This window comes from Pantoea sp. Ep11b (assembly GCF_040783975.1).
Lineage (GTDB): Bacteria > Pseudomonadota > Gammaproteobacteria > Enterobacterales > Enterobacteriaceae > Pantoea.
In genome coordinates this window covers 3,570,790-3,588,703 of the sequence record NZ_CP160631.1, presented here as the reverse complement: position 1 = coordinate 3,588,703, position 17,914 = coordinate 3,570,790, and the positions used below count along the sequence as shown (strand labels likewise).

The window sequence follows — 17,914 nt, the reverse complement described above, 5'->3', positions numbered from 1 at the left end:
ATCTGCCGACAGTTTCGGGTAAACTTGAACGTTAATTTTCCTGTCCCATCGAACATAAGAAAGACGCCAAAGCCATGTTTGAAATCAACCCGGTCAAAAATCGTATTCAGGACCTCAGTGAGCGCAGCGACGTTCTTCGGGGGTATCTTTGACTACGATGCCAAGAAAGAACGCCTCGAAGAAGTAAACGCGGAGCTGGAACAGCCCGATGTCTGGAACGAGCCTGAGCGAGCCCAGGCGCTGGGCAAAGAGCGCTCCTCGCTGGAAGCGATCGTACAGACGCTGGAGCAGATGTCTCAGGGTCTGGAAGATGTGCAGGGCCTGCTTGAGCTGGCCGTCGAAGCGGAAGATGAAGAGACCTTCAACGAAGCCGTTGCCGAGCTGGATGGCCTTGAGAGTAAGCTGGGCGAGCTGGAATTCCGCCGCATGTTCTCCGGCCAGTATGACAGCGCCGACTGTTACATCGATCTGCAGGCCGGTTCCGGCGGCACTGAAGCGCAGGACTGGGCCAGCATGCTGATGCGTATGTATCTGCGCTGGGCAGAAGCCAAAGGCTTCAAAACCGAAATTATCGAAGAGTCTGAAGGTGAAGTCGCAGGCATTAAATCTGTGACCATTCGTGTGTCAGGCGACTACGCCTTTGGCTGGTTGCGGACCGAAACGGGGGTGCATCGCCTGGTGCGTAAGAGCCCGTTCGACTCCGGCGGCCGTCGTCACACCTCCTTCAGCTCCGCCTTTATCTATCCGGAAGTGGATGACGATATCGACATCGACATCAACCCGGCCGATCTGCGTATTGACGTTTACCGCGCCTCCGGTGCGGGTGGTCAGCACGTTAACCGGACAGAATCTGCGGTACGTATTACCCATATTCCAACCGGCACCGTGACCCAGTGTCAGAACGATCGCTCTCAGCACAAGAACAAAGATCAGGCGATGAAGCAGATGAAAGCGAAGCTGTATGAGCTTGAGATGCAGAAGAAAAATGCTGAGAAACAGGCGCTGGAGGACAACAAGTCCGACATCGGTTGGGGAAGTCAGATTCGTTCTTACGTTCTCGATGATGCACGCATCAAAGATCTGCGCACCGGCGTAGAAACACGTAACACCCAGGCGGTGCTGGACGGCGATCTGGATCGATTCATTGAAGCTAGTTTAAAAGCAGGGTTATAAGGAACCGACATGTCTGAACAAGAACCGCAGAGCGCTGATGCCGCCGTAGAGTTAAATAACGAACTGAAAACGCGTCGCGAAAAGCTGAGCGTACTGCGTGCAAACGGTGTGGCGTTCCCTAACGATTTCCGTCGCGACAGCCTCTCAAATCAACTGCATGAGCGCTACGACGAGAAGAGCAACGAGGAGCTGGAAGATCTCGGGATCGAAGTCAGCGTTGCCGGACGCATGATGACCCGTCGTATCATGGGCAAAGCCTCGTTCGTAACGCTGCAGGATGTGGGTGGTCGCATTCAGCTCTACGTTGCCCGTGACGATCTGGCGGAAGGTATCTACAACGAGCAGTTCAAAAAGTGGGATCTCGGCGATATTCTCGGCGCACGCGGCAGACTGTTCAAAACCAAAACCGGCGAACTGTCGATTCACTGTTCTGAGCTGCGCCTGCTGACCAAAGCTCTTCGTCCGCTGCCAGACAAGTTCCACGGCCTGGCCGATCAGGAAACCCGTTACCGTCAGCGTTACCTCGATCTCATCGCCAATGATGAATCGCGCAACACCTTCAAAATTCGTTCGCAGATCATGGCTGGCATCCGTCAGTTCATGGTGGGCCGCGACTTTATGGAAGTGGAAACCCCGATGATGCAGGTGATCCCGGGCGGCGCGTCTGCGCGTCCTTTCATCACCCATCACAATGCGCTGGATATCGACATGTATCTGCGTATTGCGCCGGAGCTTTACCTGAAGCGTCTGGTGGTAGGCGGATTCGATCGTGTGTTCGAGATCAACCGTAACTTCCGTAACGAAGGCATTTCGCCACGCCATAACCCTGAGTTTACCATGATGGAACTCTATATGGCCTACGCGGATTACAAAGATCTGATCGAACTGACCGAAAGCCTGTTCCGTACCCTGGCGCAGGATGTGCTGGGCAGCACGGTTGTGCCATACGGTGAGCAGGAGTTTGACTTCGGTAAGCCGTTTGAAAAACTGACCATGCGCGAAGCGATCAAGAAATATCGTCCGGAAACGGATCTGGCCGACCTGGAAGATTTCGACAAAGCGGTAGCGATTGCAGAGTCACTGCATATCAAAGTCGAGAAGAGCTGGGGCCTGGGCCGTGTCGTCACGGAGATCTTCGAAGAGACGGCAGAAGCGCATCTGATCCAGCCAACCTTCATCACCGAATATCCGGCTGAGGTCTCTCCGCTGGCGCGTCGTAACGATGTGAACCCTGAAATCACCGATCGTTTTGAGTTCTTTATTGGTGGTCGCGAAATCGGTAACGGCTTCTCCGAGCTGAACGATGCCGAAGATCAGGCAGAACGTTTCCTGCAGCAGGTGAATGCCAAAGATGCGGGTGACGACGAAGCGATGTTCTACGACGAAGACTACGTTACCGCACTCGAACATGGTCTGCCGCCAACGGCCGGTCTGGGTATCGGGATTGACCGCATGGTGATGCTGTTTACCAACAGCCACACTATTCGCGACGTAATCCTTTTCCCGGCACTGCGTCCGGGCAGCAAGTAATTACTTCCAGAGCAAAATAATGCTGCACCTGAAAAGTCTCCGGCAGACTTTTCGGGGTGCAGCTTCTGTCCCGTTTCACCCCTCCTTTTTTGCGCTTTACGCATCCTCCTCGTTGCTTTCCGTGGATTAAAAATAGTTTATTGCTGATGTCCTGAAAGTGTATATATCAGATGAGCAGCCTCATAAAGAGAATGCCAGTTAGCGTTTATCTCTCCTCATGGCGGTCTCATTTGACAATTATCAGGCCAGAAAGCCCGTCCCCGTGAACCTCAAACAATACCTTCCCACCAGTGGAACTTAGAATTAGCACTTAATTTTATATCAGAAGTTATAAAAAATTTTCCCGGACAGGTGTGATGTGAAAAGAGGGTGATGATGGGTATTTATTGTAACCTCATGATTAATTTTGGCATTTTCAGTAGAGGAGAGAAGACGCATTGGCCAGGTTTGTCATTAACAGATAATAATAGACCCAATTAAGTATTGAATGTTAAATCCATCAGAGCATTTTTATCTCACAGAGAAATAAAAATAATAATAAAATAGCTCAGCCATTAAAGCCTGAAAACTTTAATGTTCCGGGGACGTTATCAATTATAATAAATAGTATAAAGGGTTAGCCATGACGAATAACGAAGTATTTATTCTTGGTGATGATAAATTTTTAATTAATGGAATTAATGAAGTTCTGAGAACGAATTTTGCCGGACGAAAATATCGCTTCACAATCAGACAGGTTACGCTACTGGAGTTGATGAAAGCGGATGTTAACTATAAAAAAAGAAAGAAGTACAGCATTGCGCTTGTGCCTGCGCACATCTATGAAACGCTCTATATCTTTACGGGCATGGAAAACATCAGGCTGGTTCCGGGGAATATCAAAGTAGATGATATCTCTTCGCTAATCGGTGAGATATCAATAGCTGATGCTGCTCAGCGTCCTGAAAACGGCGACCGCAGCCTTTGCCTGACGGCCAGGGAAAGACGCTATTGCTATCTGCTATATCGCGGAATATCTAACAAAAAAATCGCCCGCTACTTTCAGTGCACTGAAAAGAACATCAGCTATCTCAAAAGAAAAATAATGTCTAAATGGCAGTGTAAAAATAGTCTCGATTTCTATAAAACCATAAACTATTTCTATAACCACACGGATAGTGGTGACGCCCGGGGCGGTACCCTGTAAATCATCCTCAAAGTGACTCTGCTTAGCATCAGCCTGAAATCAGAGGCCAGCCTTGATCATGGCTGATGCTGAGCAGAATAAACTCTCCTCTCTCCTCTCTCCTCTCTCCTCTCTCCTCTCTCCTCTCTCCTCTCTCCTCTCTCCTCTCTCGTCTCTCCTCTCTCGTCTCCGTCTGCCACCACTCCTGCCTGTATCACCCGGACACGTATGTCCGGAATTAAAGCGTCAGGGATCTCGGTATGGAACGCATTCCTGATAGCATAGATTCACACGCCCCTTGCCGGAAATTCTTGCAGCACCGATGACTGTTCTTTCTCTCAATTGTCTGCTCTTTTCTGAAGAGCAAGCTGGCAGGCACTGAACTTCTCTTTTTTTCTTAATCTGGCAGAGCGCACACCCTTCTTCCTCCATCAAAGCTAATTCAGCACGTTGAAGCCACAACGTAAAAAAGCGACTAAAAACTCTGTTATAACGTTGCTTTTCACCGTTACGCTGATAATTATTTCAATGTTTCGCTTCCTGGATTGAGATTCTGACTGAAACTACTTAAGAATGTCATTAATTACCAGCGCGCATCGAGCGCGAAATCAGCGCAGAAAATGACAGGGGAAATTAACATAATATTAATTTCTGTTCTGGTTTGAGAAATGGTTAAGTGAGATTGTCAGGGTGAGTTTTGGTGAGCTGTTTTAAGAAGGTGGCTTAATCGGACTTTCCTTTGTGAGTTCATGAAATTATATCGCGAAAGTTCTTAAATGGCAGGCGTGCATTTTTTCCTTTCGGCCATATTTCAATTTTTTGAATTATCGGTGTTTTTACTCACTCCATTCTCATTTTGCAATCGGCCCGCAGGTTATCACTTTTCTATCTGGATAATTCCTGGATAAATACTGTTTTGTAGAGTCCGGTCTGGCAGGTATAAATGTCGCCGTTAAGGGAGGTAAAGAATTGTATAGCTGCTTCATGGATACGCTTTACCACCGAATCTGACATGGAAAGTAAGATTTACTCATTAATAAATCCGCTTTCTGTTTAACAACGCGTATTTCACTTTGTATTAACAATTTTAAGGATGTTATAAATGAAAAAGCTTCAACTGGCAATGGCTCTGGGTATGGCTCTGGCGAGCGGTAGCGTATTTGCAGCTAATCAGGGACACGGTACTGTAAATTTCAAAGGTGAAATTATCGACGCGCCGTGCTCTATTTCTGCGGATAGCGTTGAGCAGACGGTTGACCTGGGACAGGTTACCAGCTCAGCACTGGCTAAAGGTGGTAAATCTCAGCCTAGAGAATTCCGCATCAAGCTGGAAGACTGCGATGTCACCGGTTTAACGAAGAAAACAGTGACAGCGACCTTTACGGGTAAAGCCGCGAGCTTTGACAGCACCTCAACATTGCTGGCGCTGAGTGGCACAGCATCTGGCGCAGCCATTGCAATTACTGACAACGACGATAAAGCAATTAAACTGGGTACCCCTTCAACAGCGTATACCTTTGTTAACGCTTCTACTGAAGCCAACCTGCTCTATTCTGCTTATCTGCAGGGTGCAGCAGATAACACGGCTAACCCAATTGTGCCTGGTCAATTTACCAGCGTAGCTAACTTCACGTTAGCCTACGAATAAGCATATTTACGCAAAGAAACAGGCGATAAAACGCCTGTTTCTTTTCAGGGAAGATATGTGCATTAATGCACCGGGTAATAATTAATATGAGAATTTTTCTCGCCTATTTAATTCTCCTGGCGGTGTTCAGTCAGGTTCCGTCTGTCAGTGCAACTACTCAGGGACATGGCAATGTTCATATTCTTGGTTCGATCATTGATACGCCTTGCGGGATCTCTTCAGAAAGTCGTTATCAGAGCGTAGATCTATCTACTCTTCCTGTCAGTACAATAATAAATGATGGCGCAGGGCCTTCTAAGCCATTCAGGATAAGTTTATCAGATTGTTTACTGCCCGGCGTTTTAAATAGCAGCAATAGCGGGGTGAAATTTTCAATAACTTTTAATGGAAAAAAGAGTGAGCATTCTCTTTTTAGTGTTGAAGGTGAAGGTAGTGGCGTCGGAATAGAAATCACAGATAAAGCAGGAAATGTAGCTGAGCCGGGCAAAGCAATGCCAGCCTATACGCTTGAGCCTGACAGCATGGACCTGGAGTTCAATATGCGTTTGAAGGCGAATGAAAGGGCAATCAATCCAGGGGATTATCAGAGCACCATTAGTTTCAAAATGGATTATTACTGATGAATGGAAAACGTAAAAGAACTGATTCGCGGTATATGAAAGGTCAACTGAAGCCTCTTTTCATCAGTATTTTATTAGCTTTAAGCGGGAATTTTTATGCTGAAGCCTCGGAAGAAATCAGCGGACAGGATATTCAGTTTAATACCGATGTTCTGGATGTCAGTGACAGAAAGCATATTGACCTGAGTCATTTTGCCCGGGCCGGTTATGTCATGCCCGGAAAATATACTATGACCCTCAGGGTTAATCACCATGAATTGAATGAAGTCAATGTGGTATTCCGGGCACCTGAAAATGATCCAAAGGGGAGTGAACCCTGTATCACGGCTGCTATCGCTTCACAAATCGGTCTGAAAAGTAAGATGAATAAGCAGCTGACCTGGACGAATGGTGGCTCCTGTATCGACCTTTCGTCTCTGCCCGGCGCAAAGGTGACGGGAAATCTGAGCGATAATACGCTGGATATCTCTATTCCTCAGGCCTATATCGAATACATTGCTGATAACTGGGATCCGCCTTCACGCTGGGACCAGGGGATCCCGGGATTTATCCTCGACTACAACATGAATGCGCGCAGTAACACTCAATCTGAGAACAAGAAAAATGAACAGGATCTGAGTGGGAATGGCATTGTCGGCTTTAATGCGGGGCCATGGCGTTTAAGAGGTGACTGGCAGGGAAATTACAACCATACCACTGGCGCTAATCAGTCCTCTCAACACAGACTGCGCATGAGCCGCTACTATATGTATCGCGCCATCGGTGAATTGCGTGCAAAACTCACCATGGGTGAAAATTATCTTTTTTCAGATATTTTCGATAGCTTCCGGTATATCGGTGCAAGCCTGATATCCGATGACAGCATGTTGCCACCCAATTTGCGTGGCTATGCGCCTGAAGTCAGCGGTGTGGCAAAAACCGATGCTAAAGTGACGGTGATGCAACAGGGGCGTGTTCTGTATGAAACCCAGGTGCCTGCTGGCCCTTTCCGCATACAGGATTTAAGTTCAGCCGTATCAGGTACGCTTGATGTTCAGGTCAGAGAGCAGGATGGAAGTGTACGTACTTTTAGTGTCAATACTTCCAATATTCCTTATCTTACCCGGCCGGGACTGGTGCGTTATAAAATGGCTGTCGGTAAACCCTCAGATTATTCCCGGAAAACGCGCGGGCCCGCTTTTGCTAATGGGGAGTTTTCATGGGGGGTGAATAATGGCTGGTCGCTGTATGGCGGCTCTCTCTTTGGTGGCGATTACAGTGCATTATCCGCAGGGGTAGGGCGTGATTTATTGGCCTTTGGCGCGCTTTCCTTTGACGTAACACAATCCCGGGCCAGGTTTAACCATCGTTCCGATAAAACAGGGGAGTCCTATAAGCTAAGTTATTCAAAAAGATTTGAGGAAATTGATAGTCAGGTAACATTTGCAGGCTATCGGTTTTCTGAGCGTGATTATCTGAGCATGAGCCAATACCTTGAATTACGCTACAACGGAACCAATTACGGTCAGGGAAAAGAACTTTATACGTTAACATTTAATAAACAGTTTCAATCAATAGGTCTGGGCAGCTATATCAATTACAGTCATCAGACTTACTGGGACAGACCAGCAACAGAAAGCTATAACTTTTCGCTGGCAAAATATTTTGACTTTATGAAGTTAAAAAATATCAGCCTGAATATGACTGGTTATCGTTCTGTTTATCATAATACCCATGATGATGGGGCATATATGATGCTGACGATTCCGTGGGGAAATGGTGGTTCAATAGGTTACGATGGCCAGTATTATCGTGGCGGTTCTGCTCACTCTGTTAGTTTGAATGATCGTATAGATAATAACAGTAACTATCAGGTGAGTGCTGGCGTGGGTTCAGACGGTCACTCCAGTATCAGTGGTTATTATACGCATGATGGCGATTTGGCGAGTATGACTGCCAACGCCAGCTACACTGACAGTCATTATAGCGCCGTGGGAATGTCTCTTCAGGGGGGGCTTACCGCTACAGCTAAAGGTATGGCATTACATCGTGTTAACACGGTAGGCGCCACGCGTATGATGATCGACACCGATGGTGTCGCAGATGTGCCGTTAGTGGGTAACGGCGGGATAAATCACAGTAATGCAATGGGAAAAGCGGTCATTGGTGATTTAAACAGTTATTACCGCAGTAGTGTCCATATCGATCTTGATAAATTATCAGACAATATGGACGCTCCCCGTTCTGTTGTTCAGGGAGCATTGACAGAAGGTGCAATTGGTTATCGCAGACTTGGGGTTGTAGCGGGCGAGAAAGCGATGGCGACCATTCGGTTGATTGATGGTTCATCTCCTCCATTTGGTGCAATAGTGGAAAACAGCCGAGGCTATCAGACGGGCATTGTCAACGATGATGGCAGCACATGGCTGACCGGGATAAATGCCGGAGAAAAAATGCATATAAAATGGGATGGACAGGAAAAGTGCAATATTACATTGCCAAAACCGTTACCCTCTTTATCTGGCGGGTTGCTTTTACCCTGCGAAGAGCCATCGGGAAAATAAGCTTTCTTTTGCATTACAAAGTGAGAATCGCTATGAAAATGAAGTTAATACCGGCTGCATTAATGAGCTTTTTTCTGGGCGCTATGCTGGTTCAGCAGGCAAATGCTGCTATTGCCCTTGACCGCACACGTATTATCTTCGATGGCGGCAGCAAATCGATGAGCCTGAATATCAGTAACAAAAATAAAGAACTGCCCTATCTGGCTCAGGGATGGATTGAAGATGCTGACGGTAATAAAATTGATTCACCTTTGATTTTGTTGCCCCCGTTGCAACGGGTCGAACCACAGGCTAAAAGTCAGATAAAAATCCAGTCACTACCTGGAATAAATTTGCTTTCACAGAATAAGGAGACGCTTTTTTATTTTAACCTGCGCGAGATCCCTCCGCGCAGCAATAAACCCAATACGCTTCAGATTGCGTTGCAGACGCGTATAAAGATGTTCTATCGGCCGCACGCATTAGTGAAAAATTCATCAGAAATGATCGCTGTGTTTAAAGAAAAAGTCACACTGACTCGCGAAAATGGAAAGTATCGGGTAAATAATAGTTCGCCCTATTTTTTCACTGTGGCAGCGGCGGGTACAGGAAATAAAGAACTTTCTGAAGTAAAACCGACGATGATTGCACCGCAGAGTAATGCGGTACTGCCGGTCAGTGCAGAAAAAATGGGTAACGCGCCTGAAATCACCTTTATTAACGATTATGGCGGTCGGCCAAAATTGGTTTTCCATTGCAATGGAACAGAGTGTCGCGTAGGTGAGTATAAAGAAGGTTAATGCCGCGCGAACCAGGCGTTGATGACAAAATCAGGACCAGCATATGGATATCAGAACTTCTTATTCCCGCAGGGGAAATGCCGTTCCGAAGATGCAAAAGGGTACAGGATTTAAAACGGCATTAATCATTTTCATTTCACTCCTGTTGTCACCTTTGAGCCGGGCGAACGATTTTAGCCAGGTTGAGGGTGAATCAGGGACGCTTTATGTGACCGGCGCACTGACCCAGGGAGCATGCCGGCTTGAAATGCAGAGTGCCTGGCAACAAATCAACCTGGGCACTCTGGTAACGGGAGATTTTACCTCGTTGGGTCAGCGCGGTGAAGCTATACCGTTCCAGTTAATTCTGCGTGATTGCTTATCAGCAGGTGGCCATCTTCAGGATGCCATCAAGGGAGGAACAACATGGGACAGCAAACAGCCTGTTGTTTCCGTCTCATTTATTGCGCCTGCGGATTCGGATACGCCGGAACTGGTCAGGGTAGAGGGCGCACAGGGCCTGGGCTTACGTTTGCTTGATAATCAACAACGCAATGTACGACTGGGTTACCGCAGCGAGCCACTTTTTGTTGCATCCTATCATGATGCACTGACCTGGTATGTCGTCCCTGAACGAACCTCAGCGCCGTTAGTTGTCGGTCCTTTTACTGCGACCGTTAATTTTCGGTTGAATTACGATTGAGGATATTTTATGTCTGAAGAGTATGGCGGAAAGAGATCGATATTTTCGGATCTCCCTTTTTTTACCAGGAAGATCGCTATTTTTCTGGGACGTATACTGGTCCCGCTTCTCAGTGCGCAGGGCGCCGTTACTGTCAATCCTGTTCCTGTCAATATTACAGGAACAGTTATCGCCACCGCATCCTGTACGTTCGGAAGCGATAAACTGATTCAGATTGAATTTGGTGATGTATTCATTAATCAAATCAGCGGTGACTATTATAAAAAGGCCGTTGACTATTCCCTGAGCTGCAAAGGTGACGCGGACGGAAAAACAATCAAAATGGAATGGATTGGAGAAGCCGCTTCTTTTGACAGCACGCTTTTAACCACGGATGTCAATGGATTAGGGATAAAATTGCTTCAGGATAGTCAAAAGGTAAGTCCAAATACATGGTTTACGATTAATGCAGCTTCGCCTCCTGCTCTGGATGTTGTACTGGTTAAAAATTCGGGTGCTAAATTTAGTAATGGACAGGAATTCAACGCTTCGGCAACCCTGAAAGTGGACTATTTATAAGGACTCATTACGATGGACGCCCGGCTTCATACGCTGTTAACAAAGTACATCAGTGTAATAGCGATAATTTTTTTTGTTATTCCCTTTTGCTTTGCCGTTCAGACGGGGGATACCCTTGACGTTAAAATTCACGGCACGCTTAAACGTAAACCCTGCCATATCAACAACGACGGGATGATTTATATTGAGTTTGGTAATGTGGGTATCAAAAAAATCGATGGGAAAAGATATATCCAGGATATCAATTACACACTTGAATGCGAAGATCCTGATGACTCAGCAAACCTGAAAATGACAGTGAAAGGCGCTCAGACATCTTATAATACGGGCGCTATTAACACCAATATTCCAGGGCTGGGGATTGGAATATTACAGAATGGCTTGCCGGTAATCATTAATCAGCCGTTTGTTATAGATTACAATTCGCCTCCGGTGCTCAAGGCTGTGCCTGTCGCATCAGGTGTGACGTTGTATGAAGGCGCTTTTAATGCAACGGCCACATTGCTGGCGGAGTATGAGTAATGAAAAAAATATCATCCTGCTGTTTTAAAAGAACGAGAACCGGCAGATTGTTGACCCTTTTTTTACTGCTATTGATAAATTCAAGAGCCTATGGCGTAACCGATAACCTGAATTTTTCAGGCAATCTGGTTGCTGACCCCTGCGTGCTGGATCCTGAAACAGAAGTTATTGAACTGGATTTTGATACCATCATTGATAAATATCTCTACATTAATCAGCGTACGCATAGTCAGCCGTTCACTGTGCGCTTGCTGGAGTGCGATCTATCGCTGGGTACTACCGTGTCGTTGACATTTTCCGGGACCGCAGACAGTGAATTGACGGACATGTTAGCAGTAACGGGCATGGCCAGGGGGATCGCTATTGGCCTTGAGACTACTGACGGTGTCATTTTACCCTTTAATAAGGCAACGCCTGCTTTTGAGCTCACTGCGGGTACTACTGAACTGGTCCTGAAAGGATATGTGCAGGGCAGACCAACCGCAATTCAGAATCGTTCAATCATCCGGGGTAAATTTAGCGCCGTTGCGACTTTTACACTTAATTATGAGTAGCCTGATAGTAAAGATACAGACGATTAGTGAGTGTTAATTTTATAAAAAAATGGCTGTTAAGATAGAAAAAAATGAGAGGTAAGTATGAATTTAATCAGGGCGGGCTGCTTTTTATCATTGAAATTATTATCTGTCTTTGTTTTTATTTTCTCTTTGAATAAAACTGCTCACGCTTACGATTTTGAGCTTATTGCCTGCTGGCCTAATCAGACTACCGCAGCAGATGTGCAATGCGGACCAGGCACATTTTTTATACTTCAGAAAATAAGCAATGCGCATGATTCTGTTCCTGTGCCTTATTCTCCCAGTGTAATGCAAATCTATCTCGCAAACTGTGTATCGGATACAAGCTGTACCAAACTGGTTGGCCCGGTGTATGAAAAGTCTATCTATCAGATTTCCAGAAACTGGGGAGAATTTGCCTCATATTTTGAAAATATGCCCTGGAATAACAAACTTACTGCGAATTTTGTCACAGGCCCTAACGCAGGGGGGACCGACAATAATGTCTGGGATGGCAGAGTTTATAAAGGGCTTTGCCTTAGCATTACCGGTGTAAACTACGTCTCAGGCTGGGCATTATGGGGAATCAACGCCGAATGGCCAAAAGGAACGGTACAGTGTTCAGCACCGATTAACCGTGTCGCCGCAGACAGTTGCAGTACCAGTACACCCAGCATTGATGTGGCGTTTGGGCCGCTGGAGCGTTCGGCGATCGGCACATTTCCGGGATCCGAAACGGACAAGACTAAGCCCTTTACGCTAAATTGTTCCGGCTCCAGTAAGCACGATTTTTCGGTAAAACTGAATATGACGCCTGTCTTCTGGTCGTCATCTCAGATAACAACCAGCAATCCTGCGCTGGGCGTCGCCGTTCGGGCGAATGGCGTCATACTGAATAATGGTTCCACTTTCACCATGAATGTTCCGGCGGGAGGATCCGCGACGACGAATCTGGTCTTCAGTGCACTCAGAAACCCTCTGGTTTCCGGTACCCGTATTGCTACGGGTGATTTTACGGCATCTGCCACACTTATTATTACTGAGCTTTAACTGAACCCAGTCAGCCCGCTGCATCGGGCGTTTTATCTCAGGACTTAATCGCCTGATGCAGCCAGTTTTCAAATCGTGCATAGGGTACATAGAGCGCCACGTTCTTATAGAGCGTTTTGCCGGTCGCATTGTCATCAATGTTGTTACTGTAGCCAATAATCACCCCTGCCAGCGTATCATCAGAGGCGTTATACACCGCGCCGCCCGACATCCCTTTCACCACACCCGCATTCGCCGCAACCACGACACATGCTGGCTTGTTCCAGCTATTCGCCAGCGTGGTGTTGATCAGGTTCTGTCCGCTGGAGCTGACTGGCATGGCTGAAATAAAACTGTAGCCGTAGAGATTAACCCGATCGCCGATATGGCTATTGCGAAAGCTGGGGGGCAGGTTCATTTCGCTGTTCTTATGGTAGACCACCGCCAGATCGCATTCAGGATGCCAGGCTTTGACCCGGTAAAGCGAAAATTTCGCCACATGCGCAGCGGTCAGGCTGTATTCCGGCGTCAGCGGGATGGTAGTACCGAGCGTACCTAAACCCAGTATGGTGGGAATACCGGTCACGGTCATATCAACCCGTTTTTCCGCTTCCCGACTGTACTCATAGTGACCGACCGAGCAACCCGTTAAGCCGAAAACCATCAAGGCTATGAGTCGTTGCATTCTTTCTCCCTGCGTCAGAAGTGGATGACATCACCTGGCAATTTATTAGGGATATATCGGCAAGGTTGCGAATTAATTAATTAATTCCCAGTTAAAAAGCGTAAACGCTCAGCAGAAAATCACAACCTGGCGCGGCCCGCACAAGACGCACGCGATACGTCAGCGCGTCAGCAGGATTATTGCAGTGCAGGCAATAATCCTTTGCTGCGTGCAGGCTATGTCGCTCTCCGGGGCTATGCTGTAATACGCCGCGTGACGCAGATCAAATTTTAAAGCGCGTCGTGGCGCTGCGCAGCTGCGCGGTTCACCTGCAAATAAGACCGGGAGAGTGTTATGCCTGTAGCATTACTGGCGCTGGCGCTGAGTGCGTTCGCCATCGGAACGACGGAATTTGTCATTATGGGATTGCTGCCGGAGGTGGCCCGCGACCTTCAGGTGTCGATTCCCTCGGCGGGCTGGCTGATCAGCGGCTATGCGCTGGGTGTGGCGATCGGCGCGCCGATTATGGCGCTGCTGACCGCGCGGCTGCCGCGCAAAAAAACGCTGATCCTGCTGATGGTGATTTTTATCATCGGTAATCTGCTGTGCGCGCTGGCTTACAATTATCACCTGCTGATGCTGGCCCGGATCGTTACCGCACTCTGTCACGGTGCGTTCTTTGGTATTGGCGCGGTGGTCGCCGCCAGTCTGGTGCCTGCCGATCGTCAGGCGTCCGCCGTGGCGCTGATGTTTACCGGCCTGACCTTAGCCAACGTGCTTGGCGTTCCGCTGGGCACCAGCTTCGGACAGATGTTTGGCTGGCGGGCCACCTTCTGGGGCGTGGCGGTGATTGGCGTGCTGGCCTTTATCGCTCTGATCGTGAGTCTGCCGCAGAACAGAGAGGAAAAACCGGTTCATCTGGCGAGTGAAATCGGCGCGCTGGCTAACGGCAAACTGTGGCTATCACTGCTGATGACGGTGTTCTTTGCCGCAGCGATGTTCGCGCTGTTCAGTTATATTGCGCCGCTGCTGTCAGAGGTGACCGGCATCAGCGGTCGCGGAGTGAGCTGGACGCTGTTCCTGATTGGCGCGGGCCTGACGGTCGGCAACATTCTCGGCGGCCGGCTGGCCGACTGGAAAGTCTCCTTTAGCCTGATCCTCAGCTTCTCACTGATCGCCATCTTCTCACTGCTGTTCAGCTGGACCAGCCATGCGCTGTGGCTGGCCGAGGTCACGCTGTTCCTGTGGGCGATGGCCACCTTTGCTACCGTGCCGGGGCTGCAGATCAACGTGGTTCGTCACGGTAAAGAGGCGCCTAATCTGGTGTCCACCCTGAACATCTCGGCATTTAACGTCGGCAATGCGCTGGGTGCATGGGCAGGCGGTGCAGTGATTGGCAAAGGATTTGGTCTGACGGCGGTGCCGGTTGCCGCGGCTGCGCTGGCTGTTATCGGCCTGCTGATCTGCCTGATCACCTTCCGCAAATCGGGACGCGCGGCCGTCAGGGCGCGCGCTTAAGTCAGGCGCGCGGCGATACGGGCCGGAAAGTCAGCCACCTGCTGCTGCAGGTGGCTGACAAAGGCATCGACCAGCGCCGAAGCGGGGCGATGACGTGGCCTCACCAGGCTGACGGTAAACGGCACCGCTACGCTGAACTTACGCATCACCACACCGCTGTCGGCGTAATCCAGCGCCGTCAGCGGATTCACGATCGAAATCCCTACGCCTGCTCTGACCATCGCACACACCGAGGCCGCGCTGTGAGTCTCCATCACCATACGTCGTTCGACGCCCTTTTCCTGAAACAGCGTATCCAGCAGCTGACGATAGCTGTCGCTGCGCGACAGGCTGACATACTGTTCGCCCGCAAAATCCTGAGGCGTCAGCTCGTCACGCTTACAGAGGGGATGCTGCTGCGGCAACACGCACACCTCATCACAGGTCAGCAGGGCGAGGCGATCCGTACCGGCCGGGGCGTGCTGCGTTTCGGTTAAGCCGATATCGTAACGCTGTGCAGAGAGCCACTCTTCAAGCAGAGGTGACTCCTGAGGAATGACGTTGAGGCTTACATCCGGGTAGCACTGCAAAAAAGGCTGGCAAAGCGGCGGCAGCAGCGACTGCGAAAACACGGGCAGGCAGGCGATCGACAGCTCTCCCTGGCGGAACTGGCGCAGCCCCTCAGCGGCTTCCATGATGCGGTCCAGCCCATACCAGGATCGCTGAACCTCTTCAAACAGACGCAGCCCCTGCACCGTGGGTTGCAGGCGGCCGCGGACCCGGGCGAACAGCGCCAGTCCCAGCTGCTGCTCCAGACGTGCCAGCTCCCGGCTGACGGTCGGCTGCGAGGTGTGCAGCAGCGTAGCGGCCTGAGTCAGATTGCCGCTGGTCATGACAGCGTGAAAGACCTCAATATGCCGCCAGTTTATGTTTGCCACAGCCGCTTCCTATATCTATTCTGCATAGATCCTATTAAAACAGATATTTTCCGCTATGGCATGTTTCTGGCTTAATGCCGGTATCGCCACAGGAGAATTGCTATGCCACGTCCTTTACAGAATACCGAAACTGCTCTTAACGCCGCACATCTGCTGCCGCTGGCACGCCGCTATGCCGGACCATTCTGGGCTTACGATGCGCAGATCATTCAGGCGCGCATCGCCCAGTTGCAGGCGTTTGATGTGGTGCGCTTTGCGCAGAAAGCCTGCTCGAATACCCATATTCTGCGCCTGATGCGCGCGGCAGGCGTAAAGGTTGATTCGGTCTCTCTGGGCGAGATCGAGCGTGCGCTGGCCGCCGGTTATCAGCCCGGCGGTGATGAGATCGTCTTTACCGCCGATCTGTTTGATCAGCCGACGCTGGAGCGGGTCGCCGCGCTGAAGGTGCCGGTGAATGCCGGATCGATCGATATGCTGCATCAGCTGGGAGCGGTGTCGCCGGGACATGCGGTGTGGCTGCGGGTCAATCCGGGATTTGGTCACGGCCACAGCCAGAAGACCAATACTGGCGGTGAAAACAGCAAGCACGGAATCTGGCACGGCGACCTGGAGGAGGCGCTGGCTGCGATTACGCAGCATGGCCTGAAACTGGTGGGCATTCACATGCACATCGGTTCAGGCGTGGACTATGGGCATCTGCAGCAGGTGTGTGATGCGATGGTGGAACTGGTGATGGCTTCCGGTCAGGATCTGACAGCGATCTCCGCAGGCGGCGGTCTTTCTGTGCCTTACCGCTATGGCGAAGAGGCTATCGATACCGCGCACTACTTCGGGCTCTGGGATGCGGCACGCCAGCGTATTGCTCAGCATCTGGGCCACGCAGTCAAGCTGGAGATCGAACCCGGCCGCTTCCTGGTAGCCGAGGCGGGTGTGCTGGTGTCGCAGGTCCGGGCGGTGAAGTCGATGGGCAGCCGTCACTTCGTGCTGGTCGACGCCGGTTTCAGTGACCTGATGCGTCCTTCGATGTACGGCAGCTATCACCATATTTCGCTGATGGCGGGTGACGAACGGGCGATTGATGAGCAGCAGACCCTTGATACTGTGGTGGCAGGCCCGCTGTGCGAGTCGGGCGATGTTTTTACCCAGCTTGAGGGTGGCATGGTCGAGCCGCGTGCGCTTCCGGCGGCAAAGGTGGGCGATTATCTGGTCTTCCACGACACGGGTGCCTACGGCGCTTCGATGTCCTCTAACTACAACAGCCGTCCACTGATCCCGGAAGTGCTGTTCGAACAGGGCCAGCCGCGCGAGATCCGCCGTGCGCAGACGATTCAGTCGTTGCTGGCACTGGAAATCAGCTAATTCCCCTCTCTGGCGGCCAGCGTGCCGCCTCAGCAACGACCCGTATTACGGCTGCGTGCTCTGTCTCGTCTGCGTGCGGTGACGAAGAAAATCGCCTTTTCTGGCGCGGCCTTCAGCGATATCTCAAGCCCGGATCTGTACTCCCAGTAAAGGATAAGAGTGTGATTAAGATCGTTCCGCTCAGTGAAATGCCGCAGTTTGCCGATCAGATCATCGACTGGCAGTGGCGCGCATTTGGTGATGCTAACAGCCGGGCGTTTTTCGCCAGCGTGGTGAACAGCAGCCTGAGCGGCGCTGAATTTCCGATCACCTTTGTTGCAATCGAGGCGGGCAGGGCGATCGGCACCGTCGGCTTCTGGCGCTGCGACCTCATCAGCCGTCAGGATCTCTTTCCCTGGCTGGCGGCTCTCTATGTGGATGAACCGGCAAGGGGCAAAGGCGTGAGTGAGGCGTTGCAGCAGCACGTCATTGCGTGGGCACGGGAACAGGGCTATCCGCGATTGTGGCTATGGTCCACTTTTTCGGGCTACTACGAACGGTCTGGCTGGCTGCCACAGGGTGAAGCCCTGGAGTATCCTGACAAACCGGTCATGCTCTATTGCCGCGACCTGTAAGCGAGGCCAGCCGCCAGGGAGGCAGCTGGCAGGCGT

Annotated in this window: 17 protein-coding genes; 15 read left to right on the top strand and 2 right to left on the bottom strand. The window is 50.1% G+C overall.

Features of this window, described 5'->3' with window-relative positions; translation table 11 throughout:
* Positions 1-74 precede the first annotated feature (74 nt).
* The 12 genes from prfB (at position 75) to AB1748_RS16775 (ending at position 12,827) form a co-directional block, all read left to right on the top strand.
* Positions 75-1,173 (top strand): peptide chain release factor 2 gene (prfB, locus tag AB1748_RS16830; protein ID WP_111142219.1). Its coding sequence is split into 2 segments (ribosomal slippage): positions 75-149 and positions 151-1,173, totalling 1,098 coding nucleotides; the frame shifts between segments, so codons are not numbered across the junction.
* A 9-nt stretch (positions 1,174-1,182) separates the two neighbouring features.
* Complete coding sequence (gene lysS, locus AB1748_RS16825; protein ID WP_293770414.1) at positions 1,183-2,703, top strand: lysine--tRNA ligase; 1,521 nt, start codon at positions 1,183-1,185, stop codon at positions 2,701-2,703.
* A gap of 622 nt (positions 2,704-3,325) precedes the next feature.
* Positions 3,326-3,889, top strand: coding sequence for a LuxR C-terminal-related transcriptional regulator (locus AB1748_RS16820; protein WP_111142274.1), 564 nt, complete (start codon positions 3,326-3,328; stop codon positions 3,887-3,889).
* 1,081 nt (positions 3,890-4,970) lie between these two features.
* Positions 4,971-5,516, top strand: a complete 546-nt coding sequence (locus tag AB1748_RS16815; RefSeq protein WP_111142268.1) for a fimbrial protein — start codon at positions 4,971-4,973, stop codon at positions 5,514-5,516.
* 86 nt (positions 5,517-5,602) lie between these two features.
* The gene (locus AB1748_RS16810; protein WP_367395803.1) at positions 5,603-6,136 is read left to right on the top strand and encodes a fimbrial protein; all 534 of its coding nucleotides are present in this window, start codon (positions 5,603-5,605) and stop codon (positions 6,134-6,136) included.
* Positions 6,136-8,679: an outer membrane usher protein gene (locus AB1748_RS16805; protein ID WP_293770413.1), complete on the top strand. Its 2,544-nt coding sequence runs from the start codon at positions 6,136-6,138 to the stop codon at positions 8,677-8,679. Before AB1748_RS16810 ends, AB1748_RS16805 begins: the two co-directional genes overlap by 1 nt.
* Positions 8,680-8,711: 32 nt before the next feature.
* Positions 8,712-9,458, top strand: coding sequence for a fimbria/pilus periplasmic chaperone (locus AB1748_RS16800; RefSeq protein WP_293770412.1), 747 nt, complete (start codon positions 8,712-8,714; stop codon positions 9,456-9,458).
* Positions 9,459-9,501: 43 nt separating this feature from the next.
* Positions 9,502-10,140, top strand: a complete 639-nt coding sequence (locus tag AB1748_RS16795; protein WP_367395802.1) for a fimbrial protein — start codon at positions 9,502-9,504, stop codon at positions 10,138-10,140.
* Between the two features lie 9 nt (positions 10,141-10,149).
* Positions 10,150-10,698, top strand: a complete 549-nt coding sequence (locus tag AB1748_RS16790) for a fimbrial protein (protein ID WP_367395801.1) — start codon at positions 10,150-10,152, stop codon at positions 10,696-10,698.
* Positions 10,699-10,710: 12 nt separating this feature from the next.
* A complete protein-coding gene (locus AB1748_RS16785) occupies positions 10,711-11,220 on the top strand; it encodes a fimbrial protein (RefSeq protein WP_111141744.1) in 510 nt (169 codons plus the stop codon).
* Complete coding sequence (locus AB1748_RS16780; RefSeq protein WP_367395800.1) at positions 11,220-11,774, top strand: fimbrial protein; 555 nt, start codon at positions 11,220-11,222, stop codon at positions 11,772-11,774. The genes AB1748_RS16785 and AB1748_RS16780 overlap by 1 nt, the downstream gene beginning before the upstream one ends.
* Positions 11,775-11,858: 84 nt before the next feature.
* The gene (locus tag AB1748_RS16775; protein ID WP_111141748.1) at positions 11,859-12,827 is read left to right on the top strand and encodes a fimbrial protein; all 969 of its coding nucleotides are present in this window, start codon (positions 11,859-11,861) and stop codon (positions 12,825-12,827) included.
* Positions 12,828-12,864: 37 nt separating this feature from the next.
* On the opposite strand, the gene AB1748_RS16770 is transcribed toward AB1748_RS16775, so the two are convergent.
* Positions 12,865-13,491, bottom strand: a complete 627-nt coding sequence (locus AB1748_RS16770; RefSeq protein ID WP_111141750.1) for a trypsin-like peptidase domain-containing protein — start codon at positions 13,489-13,491, stop codon at positions 12,865-12,867.
* 333 nt (positions 13,492-13,824) lie between these two features.
* Here AB1748_RS16770 and AB1748_RS16765 point away from each other — a divergent pair, with 333 nt between their 5' ends.
* On the top strand, positions 13,825-14,988 hold the full coding sequence (locus AB1748_RS16765; protein ID WP_293770408.1) for an MFS transporter: 1,164 nt from the start codon (positions 13,825-13,827) through the stop codon (positions 14,986-14,988).
* On the opposite strand, the gene AB1748_RS16760 is transcribed toward AB1748_RS16765, so the two are convergent.
* Positions 14,985-15,905 (bottom strand): LysR family transcriptional regulator, encoded by a 921-nt coding sequence (locus tag AB1748_RS16760; protein ID WP_111141754.1) that lies wholly within the window; start codon positions 15,903-15,905, stop codon positions 14,985-14,987. The two genes, AB1748_RS16765 and AB1748_RS16760, sit on opposite strands and share 4 nt — an antisense overlap.
* A gap of 102 nt (positions 15,906-16,007) precedes the next feature.
* Here AB1748_RS16760 and lysA point away from each other — a divergent pair, with 102 nt between their 5' ends.
* Positions 16,008-17,264 (top strand): diaminopimelate decarboxylase, encoded by a 1,257-nt coding sequence (gene lysA / locus AB1748_RS16755; protein ID WP_293770407.1) that lies wholly within the window; start codon positions 16,008-16,010, stop codon positions 17,262-17,264.
* Between the two features lie 161 nt (positions 17,265-17,425).
* Complete coding sequence (locus AB1748_RS16750; RefSeq protein WP_367395799.1) at positions 17,426-17,878, top strand: GNAT family N-acetyltransferase; 453 nt, start codon at positions 17,426-17,428, stop codon at positions 17,876-17,878.
* The last annotated feature ends 36 nt before the right edge of the window (positions 17,879-17,914 follow it).